General features: G+C 68.0%; 9 protein-coding genes. 3 read left to right on the top strand and 6 right to left on the bottom strand.

The window, feature by feature from the left end; all coding sequences use genetic code 11:
* Positions 1-5,446: hypothetical protein (locus OXQ95_RS16765; RefSeq protein WP_267382632.1), on the bottom strand; the 5,446-nt coding region annotated here is incomplete at its 3' end.
* Positions 5,447-5,726: 280 nt separating this feature from the next.
* Between OXQ95_RS16765 and OXQ95_RS16760 the strand changes: the two genes are divergently transcribed.
* The 3 genes from OXQ95_RS16760 to OXQ95_RS16750 all read left to right on the top strand — a co-directional run bounded on the left by OXQ95_RS16760 (position 5,727) and on the right by OXQ95_RS16750 (position 8,182).
* Positions 5,727-6,473: a SapC family protein gene (locus tag OXQ95_RS16760; protein WP_242096264.1), complete on the top strand. Its 747-nt coding sequence runs from the start codon at positions 5,727-5,729 to the stop codon at positions 6,471-6,473.
* Positions 6,474-6,539: 66 nt separating this feature from the next.
* Complete coding sequence (locus tag OXQ95_RS16755) at positions 6,540-7,217, top strand: hypothetical protein (RefSeq protein WP_267382631.1); 678 nt, start codon at positions 6,540-6,542, stop codon at positions 7,215-7,217.
* A 341-nt stretch (positions 7,218-7,558) separates the two neighbouring features.
* Positions 7,559-8,182, top strand: a complete 624-nt coding sequence (locus OXQ95_RS16750) for a replication protein A (RefSeq protein WP_267382630.1) — start codon at positions 7,559-7,561, stop codon at positions 8,180-8,182.
* Between the two features lie 375 nt (positions 8,183-8,557).
* On the opposite strand, the gene OXQ95_RS16745 is transcribed toward OXQ95_RS16750, so the two are convergent.
* From OXQ95_RS16745 to OXQ95_RS16725, 5 genes are all read right to left on the bottom strand, one after another.
* Positions 8,558-8,974 carry a hypothetical protein gene (locus OXQ95_RS16745; RefSeq protein WP_267382629.1) on the bottom strand — a complete coding sequence of 139 codons (417 nt, stop codon included), beginning with the start codon at positions 8,972-8,974 and terminating at the stop codon, positions 8,558-8,560.
* Positions 8,975-9,044: 70 nt separating this feature from the next.
* Complete coding sequence (locus OXQ95_RS16740; protein ID WP_267382628.1) at positions 9,045-9,272, bottom strand: hypothetical protein; 228 nt, start codon at positions 9,270-9,272, stop codon at positions 9,045-9,047.
* 105 nt (positions 9,273-9,377) lie between these two features.
* On the bottom strand, positions 9,378-10,202 hold the full coding sequence (locus OXQ95_RS16735; protein WP_267382626.1) for a DNA adenine methylase: 825 nt from the start codon (positions 10,200-10,202) through the stop codon (positions 9,378-9,380).
* A 150-nt stretch (positions 10,203-10,352) separates the two neighbouring features.
* Positions 10,353-11,414 (bottom strand): phage portal protein, encoded by a 1,062-nt coding sequence (locus tag OXQ95_RS16730; protein ID WP_267382625.1) that lies wholly within the window; start codon positions 11,412-11,414, stop codon positions 10,353-10,355.
* Positions 11,411-13,231: a terminase family protein gene (locus tag OXQ95_RS16725; protein ID WP_267382624.1), complete on the bottom strand. Its 1,821-nt coding sequence runs from the start codon at positions 13,229-13,231 to the stop codon at positions 11,411-11,413. Before OXQ95_RS16725 ends, OXQ95_RS16730 begins: the two co-directional genes overlap by 4 nt.
* Positions 13,232-13,266 lie beyond the last annotated feature (35 nt).

The raw sequence follows: 13,266 nt of genomic DNA, 5'->3' as shown, positions 1-13,266 counted from the left end.
CCGTCCCCGCACCGGAAATCGCACCAGCCGCCGAGAAGCCGCCGCTGCCGCCGCCGCCGCCGACCGACTGCGCGACGATCGCGCCGCTCTGGTTCGCGTCCGTCAGCGTGGTACCGCTGCGCGTCAGCGTCACCGTGCCGCCGTCGCCGCCGCCACCGCCCGCGCCGCCGAAGCCGACCGCGACCGCCGCCGCTGCCGCCCCGGCGCCGGAGATCGCGCCCGCGGCCGAGAAGCCGCCGCTGCCGCCGCCGCCGCCGACCGACTGCGCCAGCAGGCCGACGCTCTGCGCGCCGCTGGTCCGCACCTGTCCGTTCAGCGTCAGCGTCGCCGTCCCGCCCGACCCGCCGCCGCCGCCCGCGCCGCCGAAGCCGACACCGATGGCGCCCGCGCCGACGCCGCCACCCGCCGCGACCGCCGAGACGTTGAAGCCGCCGGCGCCGCCGCCGCCGCCGACGGACTGCGCGATCGCGCCCGCCGACGAACGGCCTGTCGTCGTGACGTTGCCGTCGATCGTCGCCGTCGCGCCGGCCGCACTGCCGCCGCCACCGCCCGATCCGCCCATGCCGAACGCGCCGCTGATCGCGCCTTCGCCGCCGGTCAATGCTCCCGATATGTTGAAGCCGCCGGCGCCACCGCCACCGCCCACCGACTGGGCCAGGATGGCGTTGGCCGATTCGCCACTGGTCGCCGTCGCCCCCTTGACGGTCAGGAGGACGTCGCCGCTCTTGCCGCCGCCGCCGCCCGATCCGCCGAGGCCGATCGACACGCCAGCCGCGCCGACGCCGCCCGATACGCCGCCGGTCACGTTGAAGCCGCCGCTGCCGCCGCCGCCGCCGACCGATTGTGCGATGATCGCGCCCGCCGCCTGCCCCCGGGTGACGGTGTCGCCGGTCACGCCGAACGTCACCGCATCGCCGGCGCCGCCGCCGCCACCCGACCCGCCGAAGCCAACTCCGACCGCCGCTGCACCGCTGCCGCCGGCCAGATTACCGGTGATGTTGAACCCGCCCGCACCGCCGCCGCCGCCGACCGACTGCGCCAGCAGGCCAAGGCTCTGCGCCCCGATCGTCGTCGTGTTGCCGGTCAGCGCATAATCGACGACGCCGCCGTCGCCACCGCCGCCACCCGACCCACCGAAGCCGACGCCTGCGGCGACCGCAGCCCCCGTGCTGATCGCCAGGCCACCCTGCACCGAGAAGCCGCCGGCGCCGCCGCCGCCGCCGATCGACTGGATATAGGCGCCGGTCGACCGATCGCCGTGCGTGCTGATGTTGCCGAAGGTCGTGCCTTCGACGCGGCCGCCGTTCTTGCCCGCGCCGCCCGATCCGCCGAAGCCGACATTGACCGCACCCGCACCGACGCCCACCGCTGCGGAGATGCCGGCCGATACGTTGAAGCCGCCAGCGCCGCCGCCGCCGCCCACCGATTGCAACACCATGCCGCTGCTATCGTCGCCGGTCGTCATCGTGTTGCCGGTGACAAAACCGCGCACCAGTTGCGCATAGCCGCCATCGCCACCCGCGCCGCCAAAGCCCACCGATGCGCCAAGTGCACCGCCGCCCGCGGCCGCGGCGGTCAGCGTGCCGGTGACGTTGAACCCGCCGGCGCCGCCACCGCCACCGATCGATTGCCCGACCAGCGCGTTGCTCTGCGCACCTTGGGTGGTCGTATCGCCGACCCGGGTCAGCGTCACCTCGCCGCCATAGCCGCCCTTGCCGCCCGATCCGCCGAAGCCGACGCTAGCGGCCGCCGCAGCCCCGCCGCCGCCGGCGACCGCGCCAGTGACGTTGAAGCCGCCCGCACCGCCGCCGCCGCCCACCGATTGCACCAGCGCGCCGGTCGATCGGTCGCCGGTGGTGACGATCGCACCCTTCAGCGTACCCGTCGTCGTGCCGCCGAAGCCGCCATCGCCGCCCGCGCCGCCGAAGCCGAGGCCCGCCGCACCCGCACCACTGCCACCGGCCGCGAGACCGGCCGAGACGCTGAACCCGCCCGCGCCGCCGCCGCCGCCGACCGACTGCACCACGACGCCGTTCGACAGCTCGCCGTGCGTGGTGATCGTACCGTTGGTGATGCCGGTCGCGCTGTCGCCGTTGCCGCCACCGCCGCCCGCGCCGCCAAATCCTGCCGCCGCGCCAGCGCCGGCGACGCCCGCCACCCCGCCGCCCGCGGCCACGTTGAAGCCACCGGCGCCGCCGCCGCCGCCGACCGACTGGACCACGACCGCGCCCGATCGGGCACCGTTCGTGCTGATCGACCCCAGCGTGCCGGTCACGATACCGCCGTTGCCGCCGCCGCCGCCCGTGCCGCCGAAGCCGATCCCCGCAGCGCCACCCGCCGCCAGCGCGCCGCTCAGCGCCACGGCGACGTTGAATCCACCCGCGCCGCCGCCGCCGCCGACCGATTGGACGAGCGCGCCGACCGAATCGAGACCAGTAGTCGCGATCGAACCGCCAAAGCCCGCATCGACGATGCCGCCCTGACCGCCCAGACCGCCCGAGCCGCCGAAGCCCGACGCGAGCGAGATCGACCCCACCGCAGCGCTGCCTGCGCCGGTGATCGTGGCACCGCCGTTGCCGCCACCGCCGCCGACCGATTGCGCGACGAAGCCGTTGGAGAAGGCGCCTCCCGTCGCGATCGATCCGCCGGCGTTGGCGACGGTCACGTCGCCGCCCTTGCCGCCGTTGCCGCCCGAACCGCCGATGCCGAGTGCGAACGCGCCGGCCGCGATCGGGCCGGCCGCGACCGACACCGACACCGCCAGCGCGCCGTTGCCGCCGCCGCCGCCGACCGATTGCGCGATCATGCCCTGGGCGTTGTCGCCCTTCGTCGTGATGTCGATCAGGCCGTGGACGGTGACGGATCCGCCTTCACCGCCATCGCCGCCCTTGCCGCCCAGCGCGAAACTGCCGTTCGTCAGCAGGCTGGCCCCCACCGCCGCAGCGACGCCGCCGTTGCCGCCGCCGCCACCCACCGATTGCGCCAGCACGCCGCGCGACTGATCCTCGGTCGTCGCGATCGCGGACGTGCGCTGTACCGTGCCGAGCCCGGGCAACGTCACCGTCATCGGGATGAAGTCCAGCGTGACGTCGCCGCCCTTGCCCCCGCTCGTGCCCTTGCCGCCGACCGCGATGCTCAACAGGCTGCTGAGCGACCCGGCCGCGCCGCCATTGCCGCCGCCGCCGCCGATCGACTGCGCGACGATGCCGTCCGCCGCGATCCCGCCGGTCGTGATCGATCCCCCGTGCAACACCTTGACGGTGCCGCCATCGGACGCCGTGCCGCCAGCACCACCGATCGAGAGCAGGCCGCCGGAATAGCCGCCATTGCCGCCGCCGCCACCGATCGATTGCGCCAGCAGGCCCGTCGACCGCTCGCCGACGGTCGCGATCGACCCGGTGTTGACGACCGTGACCAGATTGCCGCTGCTCCCTGCCGCGGCATCGCCGCCGATCGAGAGCAGACCCCCCGCCGCACCGCCATCGCCGCCGCCGCCGCCGACCGACTGCGCGAAGATACCGCGCGCCAGATTGCCGCCGGTGCTGATCGCGCCGTCGTTGATGACCGTGACCGTTCCGCCGATGCCGCCGATGCCGCCCTTGCCGCCGAGCGAGACCACGCCCGTGCCGTAACCGCCGGTGCCGCCGCCGCCGCCGATCGACTGCGCCAGGATCGCGGTACTGCCGTCGCGCGCCGTAGTGACCGATCCTGCCGCGCTCTGCGTGATGCCGACGTCGCCGCCATCGCCGCCGCCACCGGCATTGCCGCCGAACGCGAGCAGGCCGATCGTGCCCTGCGCCGCGCCGCCACCGCCACCGACCGATTGCGCGAACAGGCCACGCGAATCGACGCCCGCGGTGGTGATCGTGCCACCGCTCTCGATCGTCGCCGCGGCCGCCTTGCCCCCCTTGGTGCTCGATCCGCCAAGCGATACCAGGCCGACGCCGACCTTTCCGGAGCCGCCGCCGCCGCCGACCGACTGCGCGACCACGCCGTCGGCTTCGATGCCACGCGTCGCGACCACCGCGCCGTCGAGAACCCGGACGGTGGCGCTCTCGGCATTGCCGCCGCCGCCGCCGCTCGACCCCAGCGACACTAGCGCAACGCTGGCTCCGCCGCTGCCACCGCCACCGCCGACCGATTGCGCGAACAGACCGGTGGCATAGTCGCCCGACGTGATCGTTGCCGACGTGCCCGTCGCGGTCAGCGTCACGGCCGATCCCGTGCCGCCCGTACCGCCGCCGAGGCCGGTCGCCACGATGACCCCGCCGCTGGTGCCCGCGTTGCCGCCATCGCCACCCACCGACTGGGCCAGCACGCCATAGGCATTGTCACCCGACGTCTGCACCCGCCCGCGCGTCGTCACATCGACCTTGCCGCCGTCGCCCGCGATCGTGCCGCTGCCGCCGCCCGCGACCGAGACGTAGCTGTTGCCACCCGAACCGCCCGAGCCGCCGACCGACTGCCCGACGATCCCCGCCGCGCCCTTGCCCAAAGTCGTCACGTCGGCGCTGCTGTCCAGCGTCACGTCACCGCCCTTGCTGGCGACGCCACCGCTGCCGCCGCTGCCGGTAGTGCCTATGTTACGGCCGCCGGCACCGCCGGTACCGCCAGCGCTCTGTGCGAAAATGCCATAGACGCCGGTGCCCGACGTCTCGATCGTCACGCCCGGCTTGACGGTCAGCGACACCATGCCGCCATTGCCCGCATTGCCGCCCGCCTTGCCGCCGCCGGCAAGGTTCAGGTACGAACCGCCGCCAGTGCCGCCATTGCCACCGATGCTCGCGGCATAGATACCAGCCGGATTGCCCGTGATCGCCGTGATCTTTGCGGGAGGATTGCCGGCCGGGGGCGACACCACCGCGACGACCGGCGCACCCGAACCGCCCGCACCGCCTTCGCTTGCCGGTACGAACAGGGCGCCTGCGCGACCGCCACTGCCCCCCGCACCCTTCTGCACGATCGACACGGTGTTGGCGCTGCCGGCTGGGGCGACGATGGGGATCAATCCAGCCGGCGCGCCGGCCGGGCCGGTCGCCAACGGTGCGGCGACCTGTTCCGTCTGGGTGGTCGTATCCTTGCTGTTGCTCAATTCGATGGCGACGACGACGGGAGTGTTGCCGATCGTCTTCGTGGTGACGGACTCGACCTTGTACGTGATCGCTTCGGTGCCCTGCCCGACGGTGAACGTGTCGTTGACCGCGGTCTTGGTGATGATGCGGTTGTTCTGATCGGTCTGAACCGCCGAGTCGCTTAATTGCGCCACGACCTTTTCATCAAGGCCGGTCGCCGGATTAAGGATCATGTCTCCGACCTGATAGGTCTGCGCGTAGGCGATCGAGGAGGTCGCCGATACCGCGATCGCGGCCAGCACGCGGGGAGACATCAGGCCGGCGTTCTCGACCAGCAACCGCGCGACAAGACCGCGCTGACCAACATTACGCACCGGCATTCCCCCCCGATAGATGACCGCCCGGCCCCCCGACGCGATCACAATGGCTCTGGCGCTATCACCTTAACCGCTCCGTTGCCACGACACTTTGGCGTGGCCAGCCAACTATCCCGAAACCGGACAATTTGCGTTTGCGTTATGCTGGCCCGCACAACCATGACGCAGGGGCAGTAGCGATCTCTTTCTTTAAATCTTGTGCGATACGTGTAGCTGACAGACCAAATTTCTTGACGCACCCCTTTGCGTCACCATCACGACGGATCGATAAACGGCAATGGATACGCTCGCGCTACCCGCAGATCGCTTCATCGAGGGTGTGTTGCCACTTTACGGCAACGTCACGCTGGTCACGGCGGAACGTCATGGCGACCTGCAACTCGCGCCGGATGCCGCCTTCGGCTTTGCACGCGATGCGGCGATCGTCCCGTTGACGATGGATGAATTCGAACGGGCGGCGCTCGACTATCCGATCGTCTTCTTCGGGCCGGCGCGTCGGGCGTTTGCGGTGATGGGCCTTACGGCCGATCGGAACCTGTTCGTCGGCGCGAACGACGAGGTGTTCCGACCGGGTGCTTACATACCCGCCTATCTGCGCCGTCACCCCTTCGCGCTGGTGGAGGACAGGGATCAGGGCCGCTGGGTGTTGGGCGTCGATGAAACCTCCGTCCGGCTGGCCTCGGCCGGCGCCACGCCGCTGTTCGCGGACGGTGAGCCGACCGACGCGCTGCGATCGGTCGTTGCATTCTGCGAATCCTACCAGAACGCGCAGATCCGAACCGAAAACTGGGTACGGATCCTCGACGATTTCGACTTGCTCGAAGCCCGCCAAGCCCATCACCGGCCCCTGGATGACGCCGAGCCGGTGTTGCTGCTCGACTATGCCGCCGTCAACCGCGACCGGCTTGAGGCACTGGATGCCGCGGCGATCATGCGATTGCAGGCGCTCGGCGGATGGGGTCCGATCTATGCGCACCTTTTCTCGGCGGCAAACTGGGAACGACTTGCCATCGCGTCGTCTTGATAAAGTCCGCCTTTACCAACGGCTGCTAGGCGAGGCAGCGATACGCTCCAATGGAGACCCGTCTGCATGTCTTCGCCGTTTCCGGCCCGCTCGGTTGCCCTGCTCGCCGCGATCGTGGCTGCAGGGTTGGAACTGTGGCTGACCATCCGTGCCGACCTCGATCCGATGTTCGCGTTACCGCTGGCGATCGCGACGGGCGCCGTGGCGATCTGGTCCTGTCTCGCGCTCGATGCATTGATCCGCAGGCGCGCCAGACCCGACCGGACGGACATCATAGACATTCGCGACCTCCAGCACAGCAATCGTGTTGCGCTCGACGATCACGGCCGACGGATCGGGCAGATGGAAACCATGCTCGCGTTCCTCGCCACCCAGCCCGCGCTCGACGAGGCTGAAGACAGGCTTGCCGCAGCGGCGACCGCCGTAGAACGCTGGGAATCGCTACAGTTCACATTGCCGATCTGGTATGATGCACGGCGCGCATGGACGGCCTTGGCCGAACGCCTAGCCCCCGGCTGCACCGCCGGCGCCGACATGCCCGATTCTGACGAGCTTCGCATCGCACGCGAACAGCTGCCCATGACGCAGAACTTTTCCAGCGAAGACTTGAAGGCCGCCATTCACTATATCACGCAAGTGCAACATATGGCTGTGTCCCGGAATTTATTGCAAGTACGCAGAAACGCCGTCTTCGAAGCGGCAAACTTCAGCTCAGCATTCATAGATGCGAGCGTCGCGATCTGATTTGGGCCCCGCGAGAAGACCACAGTTAAGCGATCTTTATCGACTGACGGACGAGCAGATGGCGCGGGCGCGATCCGCCGGGGCACTTACTGCGAAGATGGAGCGGGTGAAGGGAATCGAACCCTCGTCGTAAGCTTGGGAAAACTCCGTCGTCAGCTTTCGTACGAGACAAAAAGCTGCGTAATCGAGTGTTCTACACGTGAACATATCGCGATCAAGAAGAGCACAAGCGTCGGTCTTACCGCACTTGCACCGCACTCTTTTTCAGGTGCGCTGTGACGGGGCGTTCGGTCCAGCAGATCGCCGCCGGTAAAGGAGGCGCACCACGCACGGGGCAACCGGTGCGTCGGAACAGTCGCAATGCCGGCGGGGCAGAACTGGCGCTTTGGCGCAAGCACAACATGTTCCCGAAGACAGAGCACAACGCTCGAATGCGCGCCGCTGAGGAGTTCGAGCACGAAACGAAGCTCCCCGGCCGCCGCAACGGAGCTCTGGGAGCCATCGGTTTGAAAGTCTACCGCTACCTTATGCGGCTCCGTGGGAAGAAGAGCGGGCGTCTCGATCCCACGATCCGCTGGATCGCGGATCAAGTTCATCATTCGCGCAGTGCCGTTGCCGCTGCATTGAAGCGGCTAAAGGAGCATGGGTTCCTGGATTGGATCCGGCGTTGCCAGCCAGTCGAAGGCGCACAACCCGATGAGCAGCAGACCGAGCAAATCGCTAACGCGTACGTTCTGCCGCTGCCGGCATCGGCAGCCGAGCGGGTTCGACGCATGCTTCGCCGGCCGAGCGAGTTTGTCCGTGCTGTTGCAGAGAGGCTCGCACGCCAGCGCAAGCTGGAGACCTCAACCGTTGATGAAGTGATCGGCGAAGTTCAAGATCCCGCGCTACGGGCGATCCTCGCTCGCGTCCGCGCCTCTGTTGATAGTGCAAATCCTTCGAGCGGACAGACAGAGGCCCTGTAAGAATCAAGGATAGATAGAACGCCTTCGGCGCGCACAGTTTGATGACTTTTCCAGCCCCAACGGCCCGGAACCCACTCACGCCACGGTCAAGCGACTGCTGGCGAACGTGCCCGCTTACGCGGCCCCGAGGCTCCCTAGAGGGAGACCGCAAGGTCTGTGCCGCATTCTCGCTAATGAAGCGCTTGCTGCCCTGGGTGCTGCACCGATCCGCACCTTCATGGGGGTCGATCGGCGCGGTCAGAACCCTAGGAGCTGGGCCGTCCAAATCGGCAAAGTGGCACCGCACCGAAAGCGACTCGAAAAGCGGGCGGGCGAGGAGGGGGGAAAAGCGCGCATTTTGGGGTTGCAACGATCAATCGTTATCGCGCAACATTGTTACACCCCTGGATCGACCTCGGGGGTGATGGTCGGCGGCGTTGATGTCCTCGATCTGCCTGCCGTGCGGCGCGCGCGGGCCAGCGCCGTACCGAAGTCGATCGTCTGTGCGACGCCGACGCGCCGACAGATGCCTGCGAAGCACCCGTGCGCTTCCGTCCCGCGGATCGTGTTCTGCATGCTCACGCTGTAGGCCGGCTCGTCGCTCGTGATCGCCTTCCAAAACGCGTCGAACACGCCCCGGTGGCTGTTGTAGATCTCGGTGCGATCGTTGCTCACGCTGTAGAGATAGGCGAGCGCCAGGCGAACGCCGGGGAGCGGCGGGCGCAGCGGACCCTTCATGCAGGCGTGCGCGGCATCGTCGAGGACACAGAGCGCATGGAACACCAGCACCTCTCGCGGCAGACGCACGGTCACCGGTGACCGTGCCCCCCGTCGAGCGCGTCGGCGGCCGCAGTCGCCAGCTCGACATGGCACCGGCTGGTCATCAGTAGCTCAGCCAGTCCATCTCGGCATCGTCGAGCGCCGCGAACGCGTCGCCATCGGCCCCCATGTCGCGCAGCCGCTTGCGCACGGTCTCTACGTCGCCCCCGCGTGGAAACGCGCGATCGGCGCGCGCAGCTTCAGCGATCCCGTCGACCCAATCGCCCCGGTCGCGCTGCATCATCAGCCACGCCCCGAACGCCGGTCGATCTTCACCATGCCTGTCCATCATCGCGCGACTCCTGCTGCTCGATGGGCACGCCCTTACCATGTTCCGTTTATGTTCCGCTAGATGCTGGTGCCGGGGCTGGCGGCCAAACCCCGGCACCACGCGCGATCAAGCGTTCGCTGCGGCCCCTTCCGTCAGCGGGAAATTGGAGATCAGCAGCTCGGCCGCGCGCGTGGAAGCCTTGGCGCCGAGGGTGTATGTGGTCTCGACCGCGCGCATGTGGAACGCAGCGAACGTCGCTCGCACGCCCGGTGCGTCGTTGATCGACATCAAGAACCGCCCATTCATCCGGGATAGCACGAGCGCGAGCCGCTCGAAGTCCGGTCGGCCGAACACGTCCTGGCCATAGTCCGTCTCGCAACCCCAATAGGGCGGATCGAGATAGAACAGCATGCCGGCGCGATCGTACCGGGTGATGAACGCGCCGAAGTCGAGCTGCTCGATCACGACGCCGGCGAGGCGATCGTGGATGTCGGCGAGCATCGGCTCCAGCTTGGTGACGTTGAACCGGGCACTCTGTGTCCGGTCGACGCCAAAGTGCCGCCCCTCGACCTTACCGCCGAACGCCAGCCGCTGAAGGTAGAGGAAGCGGACAGCGCGCTCTAAATCGGTGAGCGTCTCTGGCGGCGTCGCCTTCAACCGCTCGAACTCGGCCCGGCTGGCGACGCGGAAGCGCAGCATGTCGATGAGATAGGGATAATGGCGCTGAAGCACGCGGAAGAAGGTCGCCACGTCACCCGACACGTCGTTGATGACCTCGACCTTCGGTCGGGCCCTGCGACGCAGGAATATGCCTCCCATGCCGACGAACGGCTCTGCATAGCCATCATGCGGGACGTGATCGATGATGGCGGTGAGGCGGGACGCGAGATTGCGCTTGCCGCCGATATAGCCGGCCGCAGGCGCGACCGGTCGAACAATGGTGGTGGACATGTTGGAAAAGCTCGCCTTGTAGAACTCCCGCCCGGCGCGAGCCGGGTGCGGGATGGCCGGTTGGCCGATCGTGTCATGGCGAGCTGTCGTCTCGTCGGTTCGCCGGGCTGCAACCCGGTGTCCCCCGCCCGGCTGGCGCCGGACGCAGAATCAGGTGGCGGCGGGCTGAGCGCGCGGTTTGAACCGCACGGCTTCCACGCCGAGCCAATCGTTGATGTCGAGCAGCCGCGCCTGAAGCGGCGCGATCTCCAGCTCGAAGAACATCGCCGTCGCCTGGAGCGGGTTGCCGAGCGCGCTACCCTGCGCCGGAACGATCCCGATGAGCTGGGGCGGCACCCGGTGCGCTGCAAGCACGTCGTCGCGCGTCGCGTTCTTGATGCCGAGGAATTCGTCCTTCGCGCCCACCTCGGCGATCGGCAGGATCTTCAGCGATCCGTCCTTACCACCCGGCGCATGCACGAACAGGTTGCGGAAATTGCCCGGCCCCTTCGATTTGCGGAGCGCATCCTTGATCGCGTCGGTGTCGTTCGCGTCGATATCGCCCGTGGCATAGAGGATGTAGCCCGCATGGCTGCCGTTCAAATAATAGCGGCGCCGGAACAGCGTCGCCGCTTCGTTGAGCAAAGCGGATTGTAGCGCGCTCAAATACTCGGGAACGCCGTAAATCTCCTGGTTCACGTCGGGCTGCATCACCTGGACGATGCTGCCCGGCTCGAACTCCGTTTCCGGCACGTTGTATGGCGCCCAGAAGAACGTGCCCGGCACGACACCGCGCCGGGTGAACTTGGCCGGCGCGTGCATCATGCGCAGCGGCCCGCCCACCAGATTGCGGACACGCTGGAGGTAGCCGTTGCCGAAGACGAGATAGTCCTGGACCAGTTTCTCGAACTCGCCGCGGCCGAGCAAGGGCGTCGGGTCGAACGATCCGACGAGCAGGTTGCGCTTGAGCATAATGGCCGAGCTGTGATGCGGTGACACGCGGAAGGCGCGCGCCAGCCCGTCCATGGGAAGCGGCGGGATGTAGAACCGGCCGTTGCTCCAGCATTCGACCATGTCGACGAGCATATGCTGATCGAGGACGGGTTCCGGATCGCCGAAGGTGAAGGCCTCCACCCCACCCTCGCGCGCGACATGCGCCACGATCGCGCCCGGCTTGGCGGCGCCGCTCTCCGCACGCGACATCGCGCGCGCCCTCGACCGTGGCTTGCTCATTCGAAGATCTCCATGCGCGTTTTGCCGCGGGCCTGCCCGTCGAGCGGTTCGTTGATGAGGATGTGCATCGCCGCCCAGGCGAGATCGGCGTGACCGACATCTTCGCTGCGGCCCGCCTTGAACGTGATCGCGCGACCCGAACCGGTCAGCGCCTTCTTGATCGACAGGAACGCGGATTGCAGGTCGATCCAGCCGGCGTCGAACTCGATACGCTGGCGCGCAAAGCTATGCTGCGCCTTCATCACCATGGCCGTTTTCGCCTCGAGCGAATATTCGATCTTGGTGAGCCCGCGCACCTTGCCGATCAGGAGCTGGTGGACTGCGGCCCCTACGCCGTTCGCGTCGATGCCCAGATAGGTGCAATTATAGAGGCGCAGCCGCGCGAGGATGAATTCGGCCTGCGACTGGAAGTCGCCGCGGAGTTGGTGACGCTCGATGAGTTGGAACTTGCCGCCGGGTCCCGAGGGCGGCACGCCGATCACCAGTGAGGCGTTGTCGCCATCCTCTCCCCCGGTCGGATCGTACCCCGCCCACACGTCACGATCGCCGACCGGCCGCGCTGCCAGCGGGTTGAACCATGGCCAGTCGATCATGGTATCGACGGTGCAGCGCTGGATTTCGTTGAACTTGAATGCCGAGAGGCTGTCGTCAACGAACTGGCACATCAGCAGGTTGGCGAACTCGTCGGGCGCATATTCCACGCGCAGCTCGTCGACGTCGAACAGATCGCACCCGCGCGCGGCGGCATCCTCGATCGTGACGATCTGGCGCCACACCTTGTCCTCGCACAGCACGCCGGCCTGGAGCCGTGCGTGGCTCGTGTCGATGTCGATCCGGTCGGCCTTCTTGACACGCCGGTTGCGGCGGTCGCCCGTCCAATAGGGGTGCGCCTGGTGCGCGACGCTCGACGGCGTCGAGAAATAGGTTCGGCGCCAGCGCTTGTGCATCGCCATGGCGCTGGCGACCTTGTTCAGCTCCTCGAACCCGTAGGTCCAGAAGAACTCGTCGAAGTAGAAATTGCCGTGATAACCCTGCGCGGTTCGGGCATTGGTGCCGAGGAAGATCAGCTCGGCCGCGGGCTCGCCGTCGGGGATCGTGTCGGCGGTGAGGACGATCGGATCACCCTGCAGCTTCACGCCCACGCGCGCGGCGAACTGGATGATGTAGCCGCGGAAGATATGCGCCTGCGCCTTCGACGCCGACAGGAAGATTTGGTTGCCGCCCCCGCGCAGCGCGTCGAGCAGTGCCTCGCGGGCGAAATACCATGTCGCGCCGATCTGGCGCGATTTTAGGATCATGCGGGTGCGCTGATCCTTCGCAGCCCACCAATCCTCCTGATAACCGAACAGCTCGGCCTCGAAGAGCCGCTCCAGTTCCTCGACCTGCTCGGTCGTGAAGTGGTTCTTCGGCGCCTTGTCCTTCTTCGGACCGGCGTTACGGTTGGCGACCTTGTCGTTCAGATCGCCGGCATGCCCGCCCGGTGCCTCGTAGCGGCGCACCTTTGCGGTCGAGACCACCTGCCGCATCAGCAGGTCAATCTCCTTATAGTCGCCCCCGGTTTTCTGATCCTTGGCGATCAGCGTGTTGAGGCGGCATTCCAGCGCATCTTCGATCTTCGTGAGCGAGGGCGCCTTGTCCCACTCGTCGCGGGCCTTCCACGATTTCACCGTCTCGGCGTTGATGCCCAGCTCGCCCGCGATCTGGGTGCAGCCCCACCCCCGCCAATAGAGGCTGCGCGCCTGCCGCCGCGCGTCCACCGGGATCGGTAGCGCGGTGGCGGGCAGCGGCATGCCGGTATCGGGCGGGAGCTTGTCCATGGAGGCGCGAGCCTAGCCACGCCGCGCGTGCCGAT

This window comes from Sphingomonas sp. GC_Shp_6 (assembly GCF_026540835.1).
GTDB lineage: Bacteria > Pseudomonadota > Alphaproteobacteria > Sphingomonadales > Sphingomonadaceae > Sphingomonas.
This window is presented reverse-complemented; position numbering and strand designations above follow the sequence as displayed.

What these genes read in the sequence shown, in the direction of transcription:
- OXQ95_RS16760 (WP_242096264.1), top strand. Translation starts at nt 5,727, where the DNA reads ATGGATACGCTCGCGCTACCCGCAGATCGCTTCATCGAGGGTGTGTTG.
- OXQ95_RS16755 (WP_267382631.1), top strand. Translation starts at nt 6,540, where the DNA reads ATGTCTTCGCCGTTTCCGGCCCGCTCGGTTGCCCTGCTCGCCGCGATC.
- OXQ95_RS16740 (WP_267382628.1), bottom strand. Translation starts at nt 9,272, where the DNA reads ATGATGGACAGGCATGGTGAAGATCGACCGGCGTTCGGGGCGTGGCTG.
- OXQ95_RS16735 (WP_267382626.1), bottom strand. Translation starts at nt 10,202, where the DNA reads ATGTCCACCACCATTGTTCGACCGGTCGCGCCTGCGGCCGGCTATATC.
- OXQ95_RS16730 (WP_267382625.1), bottom strand. Translation starts at nt 11,414, where the DNA reads ATGAGCAAGCCACGGTCGAGGGCGCGCGCGATGTCGCGTGCGGAGAGC.
- OXQ95_RS16725 (WP_267382624.1), bottom strand. Translation starts at nt 13,231, where the DNA reads ATGGACAAGCTCCCGCCCGATACCGGCATGCCGCTGCCCGCCACCGCG.